The sequence below is a fragment of the Deinococcus radiopugnans ATCC 19172 genome (assembly GCF_006335125.1).
Taxonomy (GTDB): Bacteria; Deinococcota; Deinococci; order Deinococcales; family Deinococcaceae; genus Deinococcus; species Deinococcus radiopugnans.
This window is the reverse complement of sequence record NZ_VDMO01000007.1, coordinates 138,479-159,164: the sequence shown is the minus strand read 5'-3', so window position 1 is coordinate 159,164 and position 20,686 is coordinate 138,479. Positions and strand designations below refer to the sequence as shown.

The window sequence follows — 20,686 nt, the reverse complement described above, 5'->3', positions numbered from 1 at the left end:
GGGCGGATCGAAGGGCCTCTCTGAACTCGACAGCCCAACTCAGCCAGCCCAGTGGCACGATGTTCTTCAGAGCATCACCACGTCTGATTCCGAACCGTCTCTGCCTCCCCTTCCCTATCCTGCCGCGCGCCCCTGCGCCGCGTCGCCCAGCGCGAGCCGATCCATGCCCCGGCCAGATCGAACAGCCAGTCGGTGACGCCCGCGTCGCGGCCCGGCACGAAGGCCTGATGCACCTCGTCCAGCGCGCCCCACCACACCGCGATCAGCAGCGCCACGTCCCGCCGCCCTGTCGCCCGGCCTAGCGCGTAGGCCAGCGCGAAGTACGCGGTGAAATGGGCGATCCAGTCCAGCGGATGCACCAGCGGCGGTCCCGGCGTGTCGGCGCTGCTGCTCAGCCACCAGATCGTCCCCATGATGCCCAGCGAGATCAGCCACCACACCGCCCGGAAGCGCGAAGACGTTGCCGGAGGGGTCAAACCCAGTCCGGATCGCGGGGATGTTCCACCAGTTCGATCAGCGTTCCCGCTCCCCATTTGGGATGCAGAAAGGCCACCCGCGTTCCGGCGCGGCCCGGCGTGGGCGCGTCCGCCAGGAAGCGTGCGCCCTCGCCGCGCAGGCGGGTCATCTCGGCGTCCAGATCGGCCACGCGGTAGGCGGTGTGGTGCAGGCCCGGCCCGCGTTTGTCCAGGTAGGCGGCAATTGGGCTATCGGGGCGGGTGGGCATCAGCAACTCGATTAAAGTTTCTCCCACCACAAAGGCGCGCACCCGCACGCCCTGGCTGTCCACGTCCTCGTCCGGCCCCTCGGGGTGCAGGCCCAGCGCCAGATACGGGGCGCTTCCAGTGTCAAGATCGGGGGTGGCGACGGCAACATGATCCAACTGCGTGACAGACATCGCCTCAGCCTACGCCAGCCGCCGGGCCGGTGGGAGGGGCAGCGTTCAGGAGGCGGCCCGCCTGAAACGCCCGCCGCCCTGCCCCAGTCGGGGGCGCAGCAGCAGCACCAGCGTCAGTGCGGCCAGCAGCGTCAACAGCAGCCCCGCATTCCCGCCGCTCAGGAAAGCCAGCGGAACCACGCCCGCCAGCGTCAACGGCAGGGCGAAGGCGCGGCCCAGCGCCAGCGTGCCCAGGACCACCCCGGCCACGGCGCCCAGACTCTCGGCCAGCAGGGCGGGCAGATACGCGGTCAGCACGCCGCCCAGCACCAGCCCCAGGCTCAGGCCGATCAATGCGGCGGCCAGCGTCAGGGGCGGCAGACGCAGGCGGCGCGTGGCGGCCCAGGCCAGGACCAGCACTGCGGCCAGCCCCACGGCAACGGGCGCGGCGTGGCCCACCTTGCCCAGCGTCTCACGCAGGTTGCCGCCGGTAAAGATGACCTGCACGTCCTGCGCGGTGATCACGTCCTGAAGCTGCCATTTCAGCGTCTGCTGTCCGCCCAGCACACCGCGTGTCTGCGAGGTGGGAAACAGCGTGTAGCGCCCGAATTTGGCCGGACGGTCCGCATTCACGCTCAGGTCGAACGCCCCCACCGCCTCGCGCCGCCCGCCCAGCGCGTAACTCCAGCTCCGGGCGCCCTGATTGCGGTAGGTCACGTTGACCTTGACCGTCTTCCCCGCCGCCACCTCGCCCTCCCACCGGCTGCCATTCGTCAGATCGCCCGCGCGGAAGGCCCGGCCGTCCACCGTCAGGCGGAAGTTGCTGAGGGTGCCGCTGCCTACCGGCAGGGGAAAATCGAAGCGCAGGGTGGCCGCCGCCGTCAGCGGGTTGGTAAAGGTGTAGTCCGCGTTGAAGACGGCGTTGTAATACGAACCGCGCCCCCCCGCCGGATCGACAAATTTCAGGTCCGTGGTGATGGCGGTGGTGTCCACGTTGACCGGCTGCTCGGTCTGCAAGGTGACCTCACGGGTGTAGACCAGCGTGTTGCCGCGCCGCACGAAGTTCTCGCGAAAGTCCCGGATCCCGGCGGAATCGGGAGAGCCGAAGTACGGCAGCAGCGGTTCCAGGCCGCCCTGCACGTTGATGCGCGCGAAGACCTCGGGCGGCAGGGACAGGCTGCGGGTGAAGGTGGTGGCCCCGAGGAGGGACACGCGCGGCGCGCTCTGCACGGTCTGGCCGCCGTCCGGGTCAGCGGCATTGGCGTAGCGGGCATTGTGCTGGGTGCCCAGCCGGACATCTACCGCCCGCCGCGTCACGTCCAGGGCCAGCAGCCCAGCCCCCAGGGCCAGCGCTGCCAGCGCCCAGCGGCCCAGCCCAGCGAGATGCGAGGCCGCCCAGCCCAGCCCGGCCCCCAAGCGGGCGCGGTCCAGCAGCCCGACAAGCAACAGGGCCAGCAGCAGCGCCCCCACCACGATCCCGGCAGGCAGGGCCAGCCCCAGCAGCCCTTCCAGCGCACTTTTCAACGATTGAACGGCGGACTGAACCATGGGTCAACCTCCAGCGACACATACGGTGAATTGATCAGGATGAGTTGTGGCGTGTACTCATCTGAGTCAATACCTCATCACTGCGGGAAGCGTCCGCCTTTAGATGGAGGGACCACGTCCAAAAGGGGGCGCCCGGTTTGCAGGCGCGTGACACACTGCGGGCATGTCCCGTTCCATCTCGCCGGTGCTGCTGCCGCTGCTGCACCACCATCTGGGCGGCCCCGTCCTGAAGGCCACGGCCCTGAGCGGCGGGGACATCAACGACGTGTACCGGCTGATGACCGGGCAGGGCGAGGTGGTGCTGAAGGCCAGCCGCCGCGCCCTGCCGCACCTGTTTTTCGCGGAGGCGCAGGGGCTGGGGCGGCTGCGCGGGGCGGCGTCCCGGCGTCCGGCGGGCCTGCTGGTGCCCGAGGTGCTGGCCTACGGCGACGCGCCGGGCGGCTGGCAATACCTGCTGCAGAGTTACCTGCCTCCCGGCGACGAGACGCCGCAGGCCCAGGAGGCGCTGGGCCGGGGGCTGGCCGCCCTGCACAGCGTCACGGTGCCTGGCTTCGGGGGCACGGCCGACAACTATTTCGGGGCGCTGCCGCAGTTCAATCCGCCGGCCCAGAGTGCCGCCGACTTCTTCTGGGAGGCCCGCCTGCGGCCCCAGGTGCGGCTGGCCGCTGAACACCTGTCGGAGGCCGATGCGGACAGGTTCGAGGCGCTGAGGGTACGGCTGCCCAGGCTGATTCCGCCAGAGCCGCCCAGCCTGGTGCATGGAGACCTGTGGCACGGCAACCTGCTGTACACCTCGGCGGGGCCAGCCCTGATCGACCCGGCCGCCGCCCACAGCCACCGTGAAGTTGATCTGGCCGCCATGACGCTGTTCGGCGGGGTGGCCGAGCGGGTCTTCGACGCCTACGCCGAGGCCTTTCCGCTGGCCCCCGGCTGGCAACGGCGCACCGACCTATGGAACCTGTATCCGCTGCTGGCCCACGTCAACATGTTCGGCAGCGGCTACCTGGGCCGCACCCGCGCCGCGCTGGACGCCGCGTTGCAGCTCTGAGCTTCCGGGACACGCCGCGCTTTCCGCCCTTGGCCCCAGAGGGATACGCTGAAGCATGATGCGTTCTTTCCTGCGGACCCTGCTGCTGGGCGGCGCGCTGGTGGCCACCGGCGCGGGAGGTCAGGCCGCTGCGCCCAGCGGCTTTTTCCCGGTGCTGGTCCAGGCGCCGGGCGACGACACGCCGCAGCTGCTGGGCGCGGCGGCGGGCGGGCGCTGGCGGACGGTGGCCGGAACGCTGCCAAACCTGAAGGGAAAGGAAAAATACCTGCGCCGCAGTCTGGGCGGCCCTGCCGTCGCCGTCGTAGGCGGCAGACCCGCATCTTTCGGGGAGCCGTGCGCGGATGCCTCCGCCGTGCCGGTCAACCCCGCGCGGACCTCGGGTCAGTTTCAACTGTTCACCGCGGCGGCCCTGAACGCCCGGCCCCGGCCCGTCACCGCGCTGCCGGTCGGCAACGAGACCTACCGGCAGATCGTCCGCACGGAACTGCTGCGGCGCGGCCTGAAGAATCCCAATGTGCAGGTTGTGGGCCTGACCCGCAGCGACCTCGACGGCGACGGTACGCAGGAAGTGATTATTGAGGCCACCTCCTATGCCGGTCGGGAGGGCATCTTCCCCCCGCCCATCGGCCAGCCGGGCGACTACAGCATCGTGCTGCTGCGGCACGTGGTACGCGGGCAGGTGCTGACCGTGACGCTGGGCGCGGACGTCGCGCCGCAGACGCCTGTGAAGGCGAATGACAGCATGGAGACGCGCCCGCTGGCCACCCTGTCCCGCCTCGCGGGCATCGCCGACCTGAACGGCGACGGACGCATGGAACTGATCCTGTACGGCGCGTACTACGAGGGCTCGTCCTACACCGTCAACGAGTGGACGCCCGCCAGAGGGCTGACGGCCACACCGCTGGAAACGGGGTGCGGGGTGTAGGCAGCACAAACGCCAGCACCTGGGCCTGGCGTCTGGGGGTTGAGCCGTGACCGGCGGTTCAGCGCTACTCGTCGGTGCTCAGCACCGCCAGGAAGGCCTCCTGCGGCACCTCCACCGTGCCGATCTGCTTCATGCGGGCGCGGCCCTTCTTCTGCTTGTTCAGCAGCTTCTTCTTGCGCGAGATGTCGCCGCCGTAGCACTTGGCCAGCACGTCCTTGCGGTACGCCTTGACGGTGGCGCGGGCGATGATCTTGGCGCCGATGGTGGCCTGCACCGGCACCGGGAACATCTGGCGCGGAATGACTTCGGCCATCTTGTCCACGATCTTGCGCCCCAGCGCGTAGGCCCGGCTCTCGTGGACGATCACGGCCAGCGCGTCGATGACCTCGTTGTTGACCAGAATGTCCACCTTGCGCAGGTCGCCCTCGCGGTAGCCCAGCTGCTCGTAATCCATGCTGGCGTAGCCGCGCGAGATGCTCTTGAGGCGGTCGTGGAAGTCGTACAGGATCTCGGCGAAGGGCACCTCGTACACCAGCTCCACGCGTTTGCCCAGGTAGTTCATGGTCACCATCGAGCCGCGCCGCTCCTGCAACAGGCCCATCACCGCCCCCACGTAATCCTCGGGCAGCATCACCGAGAGCTTGATGTACGGTTCCTCCACCGTCGTGATCCGGTCACGGGTGGGAAACTCTGCCGGGTTCTGGGTCTCGAACACGTCGCCGTTGGTCAGGGTGACGCGGTACACCACGGCAGGCGCGGTGGCGATGAGGTCGAGATCGTACTCGCGTTCCAGGCGTTCTTGAATGATCTCGGCGTGCAGCAGGCCCAGGAACCCGCAGCGGAAGCCGAAGCCCAGCGCCTCGGACGTTTCAGGATCGAAGGAAAAGGCCGCGTCGTTGAGTTTGAGCTTTTCCAGCGCGTCGCGCAATTTGCGGTAGTCCTCGGTGTCGGTGGGGTACAGGCCCGAGAACACCACCGGCTGCGCGGGCTTGAAGCCGGGGAAGGCCTCGGGCGTCCGGCGGTCCCGGCCGGTCAGGGTGTCGCCCACCTGCGCGTCCTGAATGTCCTTGATGCCTGCGGCCACCCAGCCCACGGCCCCGGCCTGAAGTTCCTCGCCCACCACCAGTCCCGGCGTGAAGGTGCCCACCTTGTCCACGTCGAAGGACTTGCCCGCGTTCATTAGCGTGATCTGGTCCTTGGCGCTGATGCGGCCTTCCAGCACGCGCACGAACAGGATCACCCCCTGGTAGGCATCGAAGAACGAGTCGAAGATCAGGGCCTTGAGCGGGGCCTCGGGATCGCCGGGCGGCGGCGGAATGCGCGCCACCACCGCTTCCAGAATCTCGTCGATGCCGATGCCCGCCTTGGCCGAGGCGAACACAGCGTCTCCCGCTGGAATGCCGATAACCTCTTCCAGCTCTTTCGCAGCACCTTCCGGATCGGCGGCGGGCAGGTCGATCTTGTTGATCACCGGCACGATTTCCAGGTTGTTGTCGATGGCGAGGTACGCGTTGACGATGGTCTGGGCCTCCACGCCCTGCGAGGCGTCCACCAGCAGCAGCACGCCCTCGCAGGCGGCCAGGGAGCGGGAGACCTCGTAGTTGAAATCCACGTGGCCGGGAGTGTCGATCAGGTTCAGCACGTAGGTTTCGCCGCCCGTACCATCCTCGAGCAGGGGACGGGTGTATTCCAGCCGGATCGGGGTGGACTTGATGGTGATGCCGCGCTCGCGCTCCAGCTCCAGCGTGTCCAGGGTCTGGTCGCGCTTGTCGCGCTCCCCCATCGCGCCCAGCCGCTCCAAAATGCGGTCGGCCAGCGTGGATTTGCCGTGATCCACATGGGCGATGATCGAAAAATTACGGGTTGCTGCGGGGGGCCTGGCACTCATCACCCTGCAGTGTAGCCGGGCGCGGCGCAAATGACAGCGGCAGGGGGCACAGGGCAGGCTCTGGCTGCGGGAAGCCCCCGCTATTGCTGGCTCATGAAGGAATAATAATCTGTGAGCACAACTCTGTCTTACGGTGGGTGGTACGGTGTTGACTATCTCACATACGATTGGTGTTTCTCTGGGAGCGTTTTCCGCCATTCATTCAAGAATCTTATTTTTTATGATTCTTGTCCAATTAAATGTCAGAAAGACATTCTGAAAAAGAGGCGCCGCATGATTGAAAATCCGACTACTCGAGAGATGCAGGCCGGGAAAATTCGTAGGTATACTGATAATGCATCTTCTCCGGCCTCATTAAACTGGATACTGTGTGAGCGTCGTGTAATTGGCACATTGTTAAGCGTCTCTGTTTTTCTGATTTTGATGGGATTTATATTTCAGATGAGCATGCTTTACCTACCAAAGTTTTTAGGACGGGATATGTTTTGGGGGCTTTTCAATCTAAATGGCGAAAGCAATATTCCAGCCGCTTTTTCGGCCCTGCTTCTGATGTTAGCTACCCTAATCTTAGGCGTCATCTCCGGGGCTAGAAGACAAATCAAAAGTGCTGACGCTTCAGCCTGGAGGGCATTGACACTCATCTTTGGCTTCTTGGCCCTAGACGAGGCAGCTGGTCTACATGAGCGTACCGCGAATATTGTGAATAGTATAGTGAAAACAGACGGCATTCTGTTTTATGCGTGGGTGATACCTTACGGCACCCTGACTCTGGTTGTGGGTTTAGCATTCCTGCAGTTTATGCGGCAGCTTCCAGCCACGATCCGAAACCGTATCATCTTGGCTGGAGCGATTTATATAGTGGGTGCTTTAGGAATGGAAGTTCTCGAAGCAAAAGTCGTAAGTAATGCGGGAACACAGAACTTCTTGAATCAAGGTTTGATTGTTATCGAAGAAGGGATGGAAATGCTCGGCGTCACGCTTTTTATCGGGGCGCTGCTGCGGTACGTCCGGCTCTATCTGCCAGACCTGCAACTTCGGGTCAGCGTCGCTCCTGCCACCCCGCTGACGCCTCGAAATTCCAACGACGATTAGATTTCTACCCGATTTCAGGGGCCGACCGTTTGTATCTCCAGGGGAAACTTCCGTAGTTCCGCTCTCGTATTTTGCCCATATGTACGCCCGACGTCGCCGCCTGCCCACCAAACCTGCCGCGCCGCCGTGGAAGTGGGCGCTGTTGCTGTCGCTGGCCGCCCTGCTGATCGGCGGAGGGTGGTGGGCCGTGACCCGACCCCGCAACCCGGCAGCGCAGCCGGCGGCCACGGCGCGCACCGTGACGCAGGACTGGGCCACCCTGCAAGGCTTCGGCCCACGCCCCGTGGGCACGCCCCCCCATGACGCTGCAGCCGAGTGGCTGACCGCACAGTTCAACGCCCTGGGCTACCGCGTGACCCGGCAACCCGTGACGCTGGATCGCCCTTTCGATGGAGGCGGCACCGTGCAGGTTGGCCAGCTGGTGGTCCCCGCCGCCGCCCTGTACGGGGCGGGCGGCGGCGAGCAGACCGGCCGTCTGGTGCGCGTTCCTGCGGGGACGTCCACCGAGCGCATGGAGGCGCTGGGCCTGCGCGCTCAGATCGCGCTGGCCACCTGCACCGGCTGGGCCGGAGACGACGTGACCTGGAGCGATCTGGTGGACCGGGCCCTGAGAGCCGGGGCACTGGGTCTGGTGCTGGTCCAGGACTGCGACACCCTGCAGGTGCAGCGGGTGCCCGCCACCCCCCTGCCCATCGTGCAGCTCAGCGCTGCGGACGGAAAGCGGGTGCTGGCGCGGGCCGGACAGACGGCCACCGTCACCTCCAGCGTCGAGTTTCGCCGCGTCACCGGCCACAACCTGATTGCCGCCCGTGTGAACGCCGCGCCACAGATCGTCTTCGGGGCGCATCTGGACAGCGTGAACGGCTCGCCAGGGGCCAACGACAACGCCAGCGGCGTGCTGGCCGTTTTGGCGACGGCACGTCGGGCGGCCACCCTGCCGCTGGCAGAACAGGCCTGGTTCGTGCTGTTCGACGCCGAGGAAGACGGGCTGTACGGCAGCCGCGCCTTCGCGCGTGACCCGGCCTACCCCATCCGCGAGACCCGCGCCATGTTCAACCTCGACATGGTGGGGGTGGCCGCCGAGCCGCTGGGTCTGGCGGGCAACGCCGAAGTGCTGGCGCTGGCCCGCCAACTGCGGCCCGGCGTGCGCGTGTTCGAGGACGATCCGCTGCCCAGCCGCGAGACCTTCGGGCGCACCCGTGAGCTGGGGGGCAGCAGCGACCATGTTTCATTCCTGCGCTGGGGTGTCCGCGGCGTCTTCTTTCACCGGGGGCTGGACGACCACTACCATGCCCCCGGCGACCGGACGCTCGATCCGGCGCTGGTGCAGGACACCGCCGACTTCGCCATGCAGTTGGCAGAGCGCGTGCTGGACGCTCCGTGGACCCCACGCGAGCCCTGCGGCATCACCGGGCGGGATTGCCGCAACTGACCGGCGCTAGGCCGTCCGGCCGATGGCCCTGGGGCGGCGACTGGCGCTAGCCTCGCGGCATGTCCCCCTCCCTGGCCTACCACACCGATCTGGCGCTGCGCCGTCAGGAGGGCGCGGCTATCTCGCGCACGCCCCAACGCACCGTGATCCGCTCGCCGAACAACCCGACGTTCTGGTGGGGCAACTTCCTGCTGATGCCGCGTCCGCCCGCATCGGGCGATCTGGAACGGTGGCTTGCGGCGTTCGAGGCCGAGTTTCCCGGCGCCACGCACCGCGCCTTTGGGGTAGATACGGCGGACGGCGAAGCAGGAAATGCCGAGGCGTTCGAGGCGGCGGGCTTCGAGGTTCACCGGGACACCGTGCTGACCACCACGCAAACCGTACCGCCGCGCCGCCTCAACCACGATGCCCACCTGCGCCCACTGGAGGGCGACGCCGACTGGGAGGCCGCCCTGACCCTGCGGCTGGCCGTCAACGCCGCCGATCCCGCGCCGCTGGCACACGACAGCTACCGCGATTTCGCCACCCGCAAACTGGCCGCCTACCGCGCCGCGCAGGCTGCCGGACGGGGCGCGGTCTGGGGGGCTTTCGACGACTCGGGAAGGATGCTCTCAGGGCTGGGCATATTTGACGCCGGGCAGGGCGTGGCCCGGTATCAGAGCGTGGAAACACACCCGGAGGCCCGGTCACGCGGGCTGGCCGGCACGCTGGTGCACACGGCAGGCGAGTGGGCGAGACAGACGCTGGGCACGCGCACGCTGGTCATCGTGGCCGATCCCGGTTACCACGCCCAGCACCTGTACGAACGCGTCGGCTTTCGCCCCACCGAGATTCAACTGGGTTTCCAGCGGCGCCCGGCACTGGCCTGAACCGCTCCGGCTGCCGGGCGGGGCGGAGCGTGGCCAGTCCCAGCACACTCGGGGCCATCTGTTCCCTGCCTGTTTCCCGGAGGGGCATGAACCCCTGACCCATAGGATGAGGCCCGCCAACAGACGGAGCTGCATCTGGCGGGCCTCAAGTGAACGTGTGGGCTGACGTCCAGCGGCTCAGCCCATCGGGTGAGCGTTTACTCGCCTTCCTGCACGGCGGCTTCGTTGTACTTGTTCGCCAGCACGAAGAAGGTGGGCGCCCACAAGCCCACAAAGATGCCGAAGCGCTCGCCGTGCGACTTTTCCTCGTGGGTCTTGTCGGTGCCGCCCTGGGTGGCCCAGATGGCGATGGAGGCCAGAATGGACGACAGGCCCGCGATGGTCAGAAAGTTGGAAATGCTGCGGTTGGACATACGTGTTCCCTCCTGGATGGTGGGGGCTGCGCCGAACCCACAGCGGCGGCCCCATGCCTGAGCCCACTGTGACCGACTTCACCCGACAGCTTTGCATGGTGGCCGACAGAGGCGGAGAGCGCGGCCTTTAGAGGAGGTTTACCCGGCCCCCGCCGCCCGGCAGCATCACCCCTGAACCGTGAGTCTGCCGCGCTCAGGTTGCTTACGCGCCCTTCTGTGAACTTGTGAGCTCACGGTCAGTCTCGGGGCGGTATACTTGCTCGTCATGTTCCGTGTCCTCAATAAACTATTCGATAACAACCAACGCGACGTGCAGCAGATCGTGAAAACCATCGTGCAGCCGGTCAACGCGCTGGAAGAAGAGATGATGGGGGTGGAAGACCTCGCCGCCGCCTTCAGTGAGCTGCGCCGCCGGGTGCAGGAGGGCGGCGAGTCCCTGGACGACGTGGTGGTGCCCGCCTTCGCCCTGATCCGCGAGGCCGGACGCCGCTCCATCGGCAAGCGCCACTACGACGTGCAGTTGATCGGCGGCTACGCGCTGCACAAGGGCCGCATCGCCGAGATGCGCACCGGCGAGGGCAAGACGCTGGTGGCTACGCTGGCGCTGGCGCTGAACGCGCTGGAGGGGCGCGGCTGCCACCTGGTCACGGTCAACGATTACCTGGCGCGCGTCGGTGCCGACGAGATGGGCCTGCTGTACCGCACCCTGGGCCTGACCGTGGGGCTGGCGAGCCGTGAGCTGCAGCCCGCCCAGAAGCAGGCCGCCTACGCCTGCGACATCACCTACGTCACCAACAGCGAACTGGGCTTCGACTACCTGCGCGACAACATGGCCCAGAGCCGCGAGGCGCTGTCGCTGCGCGCCGAACACCCGCTGAACTTCGCCATCGTGGACGAGGTGGACTCGATCCTGATCGACGAGGCCCGCACGCCGCTGATCATCTCGGGGGCCGCCGAGAAGGCCACCGACCTGTATTACGTCTACGCCAAGCTGATCCGCCGCCTGCAGAAGGGTGAACCGGCCGTGCCCGGCGAGCGTGCCGAGGCGACGGGCGACTACACCATCGACGAGAAGACCAAGCAGGTTCACATGAACGAGAGCGGCATCGCCAAGATCGAGCGGTTGCTGAGCATCCCCGACCTGTTCAGCCCCGAGAACATGGACAAGGCGCACATGATCACCCAGGCGGTGCGCGCCCATGAGCTGTACCACCGCGAGAAGGATTACATCGTCAACGCCGAGGGCGAGGTCATCATCATCGACGAGTTCACCGGGCGCAGCATGCCGGGCCGCCGCTACGGCGAGGGGCTGCACCAGGCCATCGAGGCCAAGGAAGGCGTCAAGATCGAGAACGAGAACCAGACGCTGGCCACGATTACCTACCAGAATTTCTTCCGCCTGTACAACAAATTTTCCGGCATGACCGGCACCGCCAAGACCGAGGAAAAGGAATTCCTGGACATCTACGGCTCCGACGTGCTGGTGATCCCCACCAACCGTGACGTGATCCGCAAGGACGCCGAGGATCTGGTGTACCGCAGCAAGCTGGGCAAGTACAACGCGGTGGTGGAAGAGGTCAAGGAAATGCACGCCACGGGCCGCCCGGTGCTGATCGGCACCGCCTCGATCGTGACCAGCGAGCAGCTCAGCGAACTGCTGACGGCGGCGGGGGTCAAACATTCGGTGCTGAACGCCAAGTTCGAGGCCCAGGAGGCCAGCATCATCGCGCAGGCCGGGCGCAGCGGGACCGTCACGATTGCCACCAACATGGCCGGGCGCGGCACCGACATCAAGCTGGGCGGCGACGCCGAGTCGATCATCGGGGCCAGCATCGAGCAGAGCCTGGGACTGAACCGCTACGTGCCGGAAGTCGAGGCGTTCATCACCGCCCTGAGCCGTCAGGACCCCCAGACGGTGGAAATCGGCATGCGAATTCCCGGCATGACCGAGGACTTTATCCGGCAGGCCCAGCAGCTTCACTCGGAAACGGTGGCGGACCACGAGCGCGTGCAGCAGCTGGGCGGCCTGCACATTATCGGCACCGAGCGCCACGAGTCGCGCCGCATCGACAACCAGTTGCGCGGCCGCGCCGGGCGGCAGGGCGATCCCGGCAGCAGCCGCTTCTACGTGTCGTTCGAGGACGACCTGATGCGCCTGTTCGCCAACGAGCGCGTCGTCGCCATGATGGATCGCCTGGGCATGGACGACACCCAGCCCATCGAGGCCAAGATGGTCACGGGGGCCATCGAAAAGGCGCAGGCCCGCGTGGAAGACCGCAATTTCAGCACGCGCAAGCAGCTGCTGGAATTCGACAACGTGATGAGCAAGCAGCGCGACACCGTGTACGCCCAGCGCCGCGAGGTGCTGCTGGGGCCGGACGAGGCCGTCGAGGAGTCCACCGAGGGCATGATCGCCGACTTCGTGGACATGCAGCTCGCCACCTACCTGCCCATCGAGGCCAACGCCGACACCTGGGACATTGAGGGCCTCCAGGCTGCCATTCTGGACGCCGTGCCGCAGCTGGAAGGCTTCGACTTCGAATCCTTACGCGGCATGTCGCCCGCCGACGCCCAGAACACCATGCTGAGCGCGGTGGCCGACAGCTTCGACGCCCGCAAGGACGAGCTGAGCCCCACCATGCTCAACAGCTTGGCCCGCTACGTGCTGCTGCAGACGGTGGATCAGCACTGGAAGGAGCACCTGCACGGCATGGACGTGCTGAGGCAGGGCATCGGCCTGCGCGGCTACGGCCAGCGCGATCCCTTCACCGAGTACAAGTTCGAGGCCACCAACATGTTCAACGACATGATCGACAACCTCAAGACGGACGTGACCAAGTTCGTGTTCCGGATGCAGTTCGGGCAGACGGGGTAAAGCGGGAAGCAGGATGCGGTGCGCGGGAGGCGGTGTAGAGCTGCGTCCCGCGCCGCTTTTTTGGAAGGGTCTTGGTGGGCTTCGAGGGTGCTGGGTGGCCCCCCACCCTCTTGCTTCGCCAGGCCCCTCTTCCACAGGGGGAGAGGGGTCAGCGAATCACGTTGCAGCAATTCTTTTTTCGGTTAGACCTTTAGACCACGCCGAAGGCGTCACGGCATCAGGCGCTCAATCTTCCAGCCCCCGTCCTGCCGCGTGTAGCGGAAGCGGTCATGCATGCGGTTGGGGCGGCCCTGCCAGAATTCCCATTCCTGCACGGTCACGCGGTAGCCGCCCCAGAACTCCGGGCGGGGCACCGGCTGGCCTTCGGGAAAGCGTTCGTGCAGGGCGGCAAATTTGGCCTCCAGCGCTTCACGGTTCTCAATCGGCGCGCTCTGCGGATCGCTGGCGTGGGCGGCCAGTTGACTGTCGCGCGGGCGCACGTGGAAGTAGTCGTCGGCCTCGGCATCCGGCACGCGGGTGATGGAACCGTAGGCCCGCACCTGCCGCTCCAGTTCGGCCCAGTAGAACAGCAGTTCCGCCTGCGGGTTGGCGCTCAGGTCATGGCCCTTGTGGGACTCGAAATTGGTGTAAAAGGTCAGCCCGCGCTCATCCGCGCCGCGCAGCAGCACCGTGCGGACGCCCGGCCGCCCCGAAGCGTCCGCCGTCGCCAGGGACAGGGCGTAGGGTTCGGGCAACCCGGCCCGCTGCGCCTCGGCAAACCAGCCCTGAAACTGGGCCAGCGGATCATCTTGCAGGTCTGCCCGCCGCAGCGCGTCGCGGGTGTAGGAAATTCGCAGGGAAGTGAGATCGGTCATGGAAGCTCCTGGGGTGCGCCTGCGGCGCGTCAAACCGTCGAAAGTCTAAACGTCTGACCGCTGAAAACTACGTAGGACATAATCTTTTTGCGGTTAGACCGTTAGACGGTTTGACCTTTAGACCGCTCCCTGAGCACCTGACACTTCGGGCAAAAATGCGTTCCCCGCTGCGCCAGCACGGTCTTGGCAATGTCCGTGCCGCAGCGAGGGCAGGGCTGCCCGTCCTTGCCGTAGACGTGGTGCTCGTGCTGGAACAGCCCCGAGATGCCGTCGTGCTGGCGATAATTGCCCACGCCGCTGCCCAGGCTGCTGCCGCCTGCCTCCACGGCCTTTGCCATAACCTCGCGGATGGCCGCGTAGAGGCGTTTCCCCTCTGCGGTGGTCAGGCGGGTCTGGGCCGGGTGAATCTGGGCCTGCCACAGGCTCTCGTCGGCGTAGATGTTGCCCACGCCGCTGACCGGCTTCTGCGAGAGCAGCCACGGCTTGACCGCGCCCGCCTCACGGGCCAGCCGCACGAAGTCGGCCTCGCCAAAGTCGTCGGAGAGCGGCTCCGGCCCCATCGCGGCCAGGGTGGGCATGCCCGCGTAGTCGCCAGGACGCACCACCGCCATCTTGCCGAAACGGCGCGGATCGTTGAAGAACAGTTGCTGGCCGTCCCCGCCGTCGTCCGGCTCCAGGGTCAGGGTCACGCGGGTGTGCCCTCCGCGTTCCAGGCGAAAGCCCCCAGTCATGCCCAGGTGGACGATGAATTCCAGATCGTGGGGGTCAGCCTCCGCCGCGTCCGCCGCCGCCAGTTGCAGCATCAGGTACTTGCCGCGCCGGGACAGCCCCGTGACCCGCCGTCCCACCGCCAGATGGGTGTCGCGGTACTTGTGCGGCGCGTCGTGTTCGACGTTGGCGATGACGCGCCCGCGCAGCAGCGGCTCGATCTTGCGGCGCGTGGTCTCGACTTCCGGCAGCTCAGGCATAGGGGTCAAGCATAGCGGTGGGGCCGCCGGGCGAAGGTAGCGAAGGCTCCGGGACAGCCTCAGGCCACGTCCACCTCTTCCAGCACGGTCACCACCGGGGCCGCCTGGAACCAGTCTCCGGCTTTGGCCCGGTACGCCTGGTAGTGCGCCGAGTCACGGTGAGCCTGCACGGCGGCCATGTCGCGGTACCGCTCCTGCACGTGCAGGCGCACGGTGCCGCCGTCGTCCTGACGCAGCAGGTCATAGCGCAGGCAGCCGGGTTCCTGGCGGCTGTGCTGCACCATGCCCCGCATCTCGGTCAGCACGGCCTCGACGTGTTCGGGTCTGGGGGTGATCACGGCATGAACGGCAATGGCAGGCATGGGCCATTGTCGCTCAAAGACGCGGCGGGGCTATCATTCCAGCCATGCCCAAGTTGCTGCTGACCGGATTCGAGCCGTTCCACACGCATCCCGACAACCCCAGCGCGCGGGCGGCGGCGGCCTTGGACGGCCTGGAAGTGGGCGGAATGCACGTCGTCTCGGCCCTGCTGCCCGTAGAGCCGCACTCGGCGGGCGAGGCGCTGGAGGCGCTGCTGGAGCGGCACCAACCCGGCGCGGTGTTGCTGACCGGACTGGCGGCGGGGCGGCCCCAGGTCACGCTGGAGCGGGTGGCGCTGAACGTCATGGACTTCAACATTCCGGACAATGCCGGGAACACCTACCGCGACGCGCCCGCCCATCCGCACGACGACGCACCCCCGGCGTACCTGTCCACCCTGCCGCTGCGCCCCCTGCTCAGCGCATGGCAGGCGGCAGGCATTCCCGGCCACATCAGCAACACGGCGGGCCTGTACCTCTGCAATTTCGTGATGTACCGCGCCCGCCACTGGCTGACGGCGCGGGGCCAGGGCGACGTGCCGTGCGGCTTTCTGCACCTGCCGGCCAATCCAGCCGTGGCCCTGGCCGTGCCGGAAGACCGCCCGCCCCTTCCCTACCTGCCGCAGGACGAGATCACGCGGGCGGTGCGGGTGGCGGCGGAGGTTCTCGGACAGGGTGCCCGCGCTCATACGTACTCCGATTGAATCGTTTGCAAAAACGATGGAAATCCGAGCGAAGCGAGAAGGAGCAGGACGGGTTCCGGGCGTGGAGTTGGCAAACCGGTGCCCTCCCGGTTTGTCAACGAAACAGACGGAATCCGTATCAGAAGTAATCCAGCCCCATCGCCCCGCGCACGGCGTTCATCGTTTCAGCCGCCACCTCACGCCCCCGCTCGGTGCCCAGGCGCACCACCTCCCGCACCTGCGGCAGGTCACGGGCAAAGTCGGCGCGGCGTTCGCGGATGGGGGCCAGCGTCGCCTCCAGCACGTCCGTCAGGTGACGCTTGACCTTCACGTCGCCCAGCCCGCCCCGGCGGTAGTGGTCTTTCATGGCCTCCAGGCCCACGACATCGGGGTCAAAGGCGTCCAGATAGGCGAACACCGGGTTGCCCTCCACCCGTCCGGGGTCTTCGGCCCGCAGGTGGCCCGGATCGGTGTACATGCCGCGCACCTTGCGGGCCACCGTGTCGGCGCTGTCCGAGAGGAAGATGGCGTTGTTCAGCGACTTGCTCATCTTGCCGCCGCCGTCGAGACCGGGCAGGCGGGCGGCCTGACCCACCAGCGCCTGCGGCTCGGTCAAGACGGGTGCGTACAGATGATTGAAGCGGCGGACGATCTCGCGGGTCTGCTCGATCATGGGCAGCTGATCCTCGCCCACCGGCACCAGATGGGCGCCGAACGCCGTGATGTCGGCAGCTTGTGACACCGGGTACACGAAGAATCCGGCGGGCACCGACTCGCCGTAGCCCTTCTGCGTGATCTCGGCCTTGACGGTGGGGTTCTGGCGCAGGTGGGCGACGGTGACCAGATTCAGGTAAAACACCGTCAATTCGGCAATTTCGGGCAGCTGGGACTGGATGACGAAGGTGCAGATGTCCGGATCTAGGCCTACCGCCAAGTAGTCGAGCGCCACCTCCATGACGTTGCTGCGGACTTTCTGCGGGTTCTCGAAGTTGTCGGTCAGCGCCTGCACGTCGGCCAGCAGCACGTAGGTCTCGTACTGGTGTTGCAGGGCCACGCGGTTGCGGAGTGATCCGGCCAGATGGCCGATGTGCAGCGGCCCGGTGGGGCGGTCACCGGTCAGGATGCGTTGTCTGGGTGTTTGCAGGGTCATGGTTCGGTCCTCCGAAAAGCAGGGAAAACAAAAAAGCCGCGCCGGGAGGTTCTCCGGGCGCGGCCTGTGGGTTACACGGCACAAAAGGAAAGGTCACCCGGTCAGCTGCCGGGCCACCATGCCTGAGTCTGTGCCTGCTGGAAAGTCATGGGGGCAGGATAACGCGTGAGCGCAGCAATATGATCGCCTGCCCTGCGCACCGAAGCCGCCGCTTGAGGGGAAACGTCCCCCACCGTCACCTCAGACGCCCCAGTCCAGAATGACCTTGCCGCTTTGGCCGCCCAGCATGGCGTCGAAGCCCTGCTGGAAGTCGGCGATGCCGTAATGGTGGGTGATGACCGGGGTCAGATCCAGGCCGGACTGGATCAACGCCACCATCTTGTACCAGGTCTCGAACATCTCGCGCCCGTAGATGCCCTGCACCGTCAGCATCTTGAAGATCACGCTGTCCCAGTCGATGTCCACGCGGCCCGCCGGAATGCCCAGCAGGGCGATCTTGCCGCCGTGATTCATCAACTTGACCATCTGGGCGAAGGCCGCGCCGGAGCCGCTCATCTCCAGGCCCACGTCGAAGCCCTCGGTCATGCCCAGTTCACTCTGCGCCACCGTCCACAGGTCTTCTTCGGCCACGTTCACGGCGCGGGTCACGCCCATCTGGCGCGCCAGCTCCAGGCGGTACTCGTTCACGTCAGTGATCACCACGTGGCGCGCGCCGACATGCTTGGCGACGGCGGCGGCCATCACGCCAATCGGCCCGGCCCCGGTGATCAGCACGTCCTCGCCCACCAGGTCGAACTTCAGGGCGGTGTGGACGGCATTGCCGAAGGGATCGAAGATGGCGGCCAGATCGTCGGAGATGTCGTCGGGCAGCTTGAAGGCGTTGAAGGCCGGCAGCACCAGATACTCGGCAAACGAGCCGGGACGCTGGACGCCCACGCCCTGGGTGTTGCGGCACAGGTGGCGGCGGCCCGCGCGGCAGTTGCGGCAGTGTCCGCAGGTGATGTGGCCCTCGCCGCTCACCCGGTCACCGATCTGAAAGCCGCTGACCTCCGAACCCATGCCGGCCACCACGCCCACGTACTCGTGGCCCACCACCATCGGCGTGGGCACGGTGCGGCTGGCCCACTCGTCCCACTTGTAGATGTGGACGTCGGTGCCACAGATGCTGCTCTTCTTGACGCGGATCAGCAGATCGTTGGGGCCGGGCGTCGGAACATCGGTTTCAGTCAGCCAGATGCCGGGTTCGGGCTTCAGTTTGCTCAGGGCGCGCATGGTGGAGGAGGTGGAGGAAGAAGTCACAGAGCCGTTCTACTCTCACGCGAACCACGGCGCCGTGACCGCGTTCACCTGGACCGGACGGCTGACCTGAATACTGGGTAAGCACCCTTGCCAACACCCACACAGCCCCGTGTCGTACCCTGGCCGTATGATCAAGTACCGCAAGCAAAATCCCCTGGAACCCGAAAAGGACGCCGAGGTTACCCTGAACGTCACGCCGCTGCTGTTCTTCGTGGTGGGCTATCTGGCGGTGCGGGCGCTGATCCGCACGGTTCGCACCTACGCCGACTGATCGTCCGGAGATGAATGCGGGGGTGGCACCGGGAGGGCGGCCAATCCGCTAGGCTAGACCCATGACCGACGCGACCACCCCTCAACAGTTCAAGAGCGCTGCCAGCAACCGTTTTGTCGTCCCCGGCTGGACCAATCTGGTCGAGGGCATGCCCGACAGCGTGGAGGTCCAGCTGGATCTGGATCAGGCCGATATCGGACGCGAGCACGCCAGCCTGCTGGTCGAGTACTGGGCCACCAACGCCGACATGACCCTGCAGAGCATCCTGCCGGTGCGCGCCTTTACCACCACCCCTGAAGGTTGGTGCGTCTTCGTGCCCGCGCAGGGGCGCGTGCTGGTGCGCGCCGTCGATCCGCAGCCCACGCCCCCGGTGCTGGTCAGCCACTGGATCAACATCGATCCCGCCACGCCGGCCGGGACCACCGTGAACGTGAAGGTCAACTTTCCCGGCAACGCGGCCAACTCCACCAGCGGCAAGCTCTCGCTGAACAGTTAGAGCGGGCCTCTACCCTTTCCGCTCCTCCCAGACTTCCAACGCCGCCGCCACGCCCCGCCGGGTGGCGGCGAGCGCCTGTGGAATCCGCCAGGACGCACGGTCACGCGGGCCTACCGCGTTGCTCACGCCGCGCACCTCCAGCACGGGCACGCCGGCCAGCAGCGCGGCGTGGGCCACGCCCGCACCCTCCATGCCCTCGGTGAGGGCGCCGGGGAAACGGCGTTCCAGCGCGGCGGCAGACTGCGCGCTGCCTGTCACGCTGTTCAACGTGAGCATCGGTCCCAGGTGGGCCTCCGCACGCCGCGCGACTTCGGGGGCAGAGGCCCAGGTAACAAAGCGTCCGGCATGGGGCGAGTCTGGAAGGATGGACAGGCCCAGCCCGCCGAAGTCCAGAAAGCGTTCGCCGTCCCAGGCCCCCAGGTCCGCCTGAACAATTTCGGCTGAAACCGCCAGATCGCCGGACCGCAGCCCCGACGCTGGGTAGGCCCCGCCAATGCCGGCGCTGATCACCAGCCTGGCCTCCTGTTCTGCCAGCGCGCGCGCCGTCGCCAGGGCGGCGGCCACCACCCCCACCCCGGACACCACCACGCGGGCGTTCAGGTCCAGCAGGCGCTCGGCCTCGGCGGGGGTGGCAACGACGATCAGAGGCAGCATGGGAAACAGGGTAAGGGTTGGTGCGGGGCCGCGCCCGCTCTCGCAGGGGCCGCGCAGGTGTAGCCTGCCCCCATGACGTTGTTCAGGCTGGACGGCAAACGTGCCCTGGTGACGGGCGGCAGCAGGGGCATCGGGCTGGCGGCGGCGCACGATCTGGTCCGGCTGGGCGCGCGGGTCACGATTGCTGCGCGGCACGAACAGGCCCTCAAGGCGGCGGCGGACGCCCTCGGGGCGCGCTGGGTGGTGGCCGATGTCAGCACCCAGGAGGGTGTAACAGCTGCCGTGCAGGCCGCGGGCGAGGTGGACATTCTGGTCAGCAACGCCGGCGGCCCCCCTCCGGGGAAACCCAGTGAGGTCAGTGAAGAGGCGTGGCAGGCCGGCTACGACACCACCTTCCTCAGCACCGTGCGGCTGGCGAATGGGGTACTGGCTGGCATGCGCGGGCGTCAGTGGGGCCGCATCATCGCCGTGACCAGCCTGACGGTGGGCCGGCCCTCGCCCACGCTGCCGGTGAGCAACGCCATGCGCGCCGCCGTGACCAATTACCTGCGGACGCTGGCGCTGGAGGTGGCGAGTGACGGCGTGACCTGCAACACCGTCGCGCCTGGCTACACGGCCACGGACCGCCTGAAGGCCCTGAACCGTGATCCCGGTGACGCCGACAAGCTGACGGCCCGGATTCCCGCCCGCCGCTTCGGGCAGCCGAACGAGGTGGCGGCGGCGATTGCCTTTCTGGCGACGAACGAGGCCGCCTACATCACCGGCCAGGAACTGCGGGTGGACGGCGGCTGGAGCATCTGACCGGCGCGTCTGGGCTGCCTGGATTGCGCCTTGGCCGTCACTTGCTCGCCCGTCATTAAGGTTTAATAGGCAATCCGCCCGGCCCGGCCCCGCATATCTACAAAGCAGAGCGGGACCGGTTCACCGTCCGCCCCATGTGTTTGCCGCCCACCCCTCCACGCCCCTCCATCCCCTTCAACCGCAAGAC

21 protein-coding genes are annotated in these 20,686 nt (G+C 66.9%); 10 read left to right on the top strand and 11 right to left on the bottom strand.

Going from position 1 to position 20,686, the window contains the following annotated elements; all coding sequences use genetic code 11:
• Window positions 1-74: 74 nt before the first annotated feature.
• The 3 genes from FHR04_RS08330 to FHR04_RS08320 are packed head-to-tail and all read right to left on the bottom strand — an operon-like array spanning window position 75 to window position 2,422.
• Window positions 75-476, bottom strand: a complete 402-nt coding sequence (locus FHR04_RS08330) for a VanZ family protein (RefSeq protein WP_375782572.1) — start codon at window positions 474-476, stop codon at window positions 75-77.
• Window positions 473-895: a VOC family protein gene (locus FHR04_RS08325; RefSeq protein ID WP_139402391.1), complete on the bottom strand. Its 423-nt coding sequence runs from the start codon at window positions 893-895 to the stop codon at window positions 473-475. The genes FHR04_RS08330 and FHR04_RS08325 overlap by 4 nt, the downstream gene beginning before the upstream one ends.
• A gap of 45 nt (window positions 896-940) precedes the next feature.
• Window positions 941-2,422 (bottom strand): hypothetical protein, encoded by a 1,482-nt coding sequence (locus FHR04_RS08320; protein ID WP_139402389.1) that lies wholly within the window; start codon window positions 2,420-2,422, stop codon window positions 941-943.
• A gap of 163 nt (window positions 2,423-2,585) precedes the next feature.
• Here FHR04_RS08320 and FHR04_RS08315 point away from each other — a divergent pair, with 163 nt between their 5' ends.
• Both FHR04_RS08315 and FHR04_RS08310 read left to right on the top strand, forming a co-directional pair.
• Window positions 2,586-3,470, top strand: coding sequence for a fructosamine kinase family protein (locus FHR04_RS08315; protein ID WP_139402387.1), 885 nt, complete (start codon window positions 2,586-2,588; stop codon window positions 3,468-3,470).
• Window positions 3,471-3,525: 55 nt separating this feature from the next.
• Window positions 3,526-4,395, top strand: coding sequence for a hypothetical protein (locus FHR04_RS08310; protein ID WP_139402385.1), 870 nt, complete (start codon window positions 3,526-3,528; stop codon window positions 4,393-4,395).
• Between the two features lie 64 nt (window positions 4,396-4,459).
• On the opposite strand, the gene lepA is transcribed toward FHR04_RS08310, so the two are convergent.
• On the bottom strand, window positions 4,460-6,283 hold the full coding sequence (lepA, locus tag FHR04_RS08305) for a translation elongation factor 4 (RefSeq protein WP_139402383.1): 1,824 nt from the start codon (window positions 6,281-6,283) through the stop codon (window positions 4,460-4,462).
• 273 nt (window positions 6,284-6,556) lie between these two features.
• On the opposite strand from lepA, the gene FHR04_RS08300 reads away from it, so the two are divergent.
• The 3 genes from FHR04_RS08300 to FHR04_RS08290 all read left to right on the top strand — a co-directional run bounded on the left by FHR04_RS08300 (window position 6,557) and on the right by FHR04_RS08290 (window position 9,676).
• On the top strand, window positions 6,557-7,375 hold the full coding sequence (locus FHR04_RS08300; protein WP_139402381.1) for a hypothetical protein: 819 nt from the start codon (window positions 6,557-6,559) through the stop codon (window positions 7,373-7,375).
• A gap of 79 nt (window positions 7,376-7,454) precedes the next feature.
• A complete protein-coding gene (locus tag FHR04_RS08295; RefSeq protein ID WP_139402379.1) occupies window positions 7,455-8,807 on the top strand; it encodes a M28 family metallopeptidase in 1,353 nt (450 codons plus the stop codon).
• A 59-nt stretch (window positions 8,808-8,866) separates the two neighbouring features.
• The gene (locus tag FHR04_RS08290) at window positions 8,867-9,676 is read left to right on the top strand and encodes a GNAT family N-acetyltransferase (protein ID WP_139402377.1); all 810 of its coding nucleotides are present in this window, start codon (window positions 8,867-8,869) and stop codon (window positions 9,674-9,676) included.
• Between the two features lie 197 nt (window positions 9,677-9,873).
• On the opposite strand, the gene FHR04_RS08285 is transcribed toward FHR04_RS08290, so the two are convergent.
• Window positions 9,874-10,089, bottom strand: coding sequence for a hypothetical protein (locus FHR04_RS08285; RefSeq protein WP_039684913.1), 216 nt, complete (start codon window positions 10,087-10,089; stop codon window positions 9,874-9,876).
• 265 nt (window positions 10,090-10,354) lie between these two features.
• Here FHR04_RS08285 and secA point away from each other — a divergent pair, with 265 nt between their 5' ends.
• The gene (gene secA / locus FHR04_RS08280; protein ID WP_139402375.1) at window positions 10,355-12,964 is read left to right on the top strand and encodes a preprotein translocase subunit SecA; all 2,610 of its coding nucleotides are present in this window, start codon (window positions 10,355-10,357) and stop codon (window positions 12,962-12,964) included.
• A 209-nt stretch (window positions 12,965-13,173) separates the two neighbouring features.
• Here secA and pdxH read toward each other — a convergent pair whose 3' ends face one another.
• The 3 genes from pdxH to FHR04_RS08265 all read right to left on the bottom strand — a co-directional run bounded on the left by pdxH (window position 13,174) and on the right by FHR04_RS08265 (window position 15,148).
• Window positions 13,174-13,818, bottom strand: a complete 645-nt coding sequence (gene pdxH / locus FHR04_RS08275) for a pyridoxamine 5'-phosphate oxidase (RefSeq protein ID WP_139402373.1) — start codon at window positions 13,816-13,818, stop codon at window positions 13,174-13,176.
• Window positions 13,819-13,919: 101 nt separating this feature from the next.
• Complete coding sequence (locus FHR04_RS08270) at window positions 13,920-14,786, bottom strand: DNA-formamidopyrimidine glycosylase (protein WP_139402371.1); 867 nt, start codon at window positions 14,784-14,786, stop codon at window positions 13,920-13,922.
• A 59-nt stretch (window positions 14,787-14,845) separates the two neighbouring features.
• Window positions 14,846-15,148: a putative quinol monooxygenase gene (locus FHR04_RS08265; RefSeq protein ID WP_139402369.1), complete on the bottom strand. Its 303-nt coding sequence runs from the start codon at window positions 15,146-15,148 to the stop codon at window positions 14,846-14,848.
• Between the two features lie 44 nt (window positions 15,149-15,192).
• On the opposite strand from FHR04_RS08265, the gene FHR04_RS08260 reads away from it, so the two are divergent.
• Window positions 15,193-15,849 carry a pyroglutamyl-peptidase I gene (locus FHR04_RS08260; protein WP_139402367.1) on the top strand — a complete coding sequence of 219 codons (657 nt, stop codon included), beginning with the start codon at window positions 15,193-15,195 and terminating at the stop codon, window positions 15,847-15,849.
• Window positions 15,850-15,967: 118 nt separating this feature from the next.
• Here FHR04_RS08260 and trpS read toward each other — a convergent pair whose 3' ends face one another.
• Window positions 15,968-16,978 (bottom strand): tryptophan--tRNA ligase, encoded by a 1,011-nt coding sequence (gene trpS, locus FHR04_RS08255; RefSeq protein WP_139402365.1) that lies wholly within the window; start codon window positions 16,976-16,978, stop codon window positions 15,968-15,970.
• Window positions 16,979-17,218: 240 nt separating this feature from the next.
• Window positions 17,219-18,250, bottom strand: a complete 1,032-nt coding sequence (tdh, locus tag FHR04_RS08250) for an L-threonine 3-dehydrogenase (protein WP_139402465.1) — start codon at window positions 18,248-18,250, stop codon at window positions 17,219-17,221.
• 154 nt (window positions 18,251-18,404) lie between these two features.
• On the opposite strand from tdh, the gene FHR04_RS20955 reads away from it, so the two are divergent.
• Window positions 18,405-18,548: a hypothetical protein gene (locus FHR04_RS20955; RefSeq protein ID WP_169745418.1), complete on the top strand. Its 144-nt coding sequence runs from the start codon at window positions 18,405-18,407 to the stop codon at window positions 18,546-18,548.
• Window positions 18,549-18,609: 61 nt separating this feature from the next.
• Window positions 18,610-19,044, top strand: coding sequence for a hypothetical protein (locus tag FHR04_RS08245; protein ID WP_039684931.1), 435 nt, complete (start codon window positions 18,610-18,612; stop codon window positions 19,042-19,044).
• A gap of 9 nt (window positions 19,045-19,053) precedes the next feature.
• On the opposite strand, the gene mqnB is transcribed toward FHR04_RS08245, so the two are convergent.
• A complete protein-coding gene (gene mqnB / locus FHR04_RS08240; RefSeq protein ID WP_139402363.1) occupies window positions 19,054-19,698 on the bottom strand; it encodes a futalosine hydrolase in 645 nt (214 codons plus the stop codon).
• Between the two features lie 72 nt (window positions 19,699-19,770).
• On the opposite strand from mqnB, the gene FHR04_RS08235 reads away from it, so the two are divergent.
• Window positions 19,771-20,499: an SDR family oxidoreductase gene (locus FHR04_RS08235; RefSeq protein ID WP_139402361.1), complete on the top strand. Its 729-nt coding sequence runs from the start codon at window positions 19,771-19,773 to the stop codon at window positions 20,497-20,499.
• Window positions 20,500-20,686 lie beyond the last annotated feature (187 nt).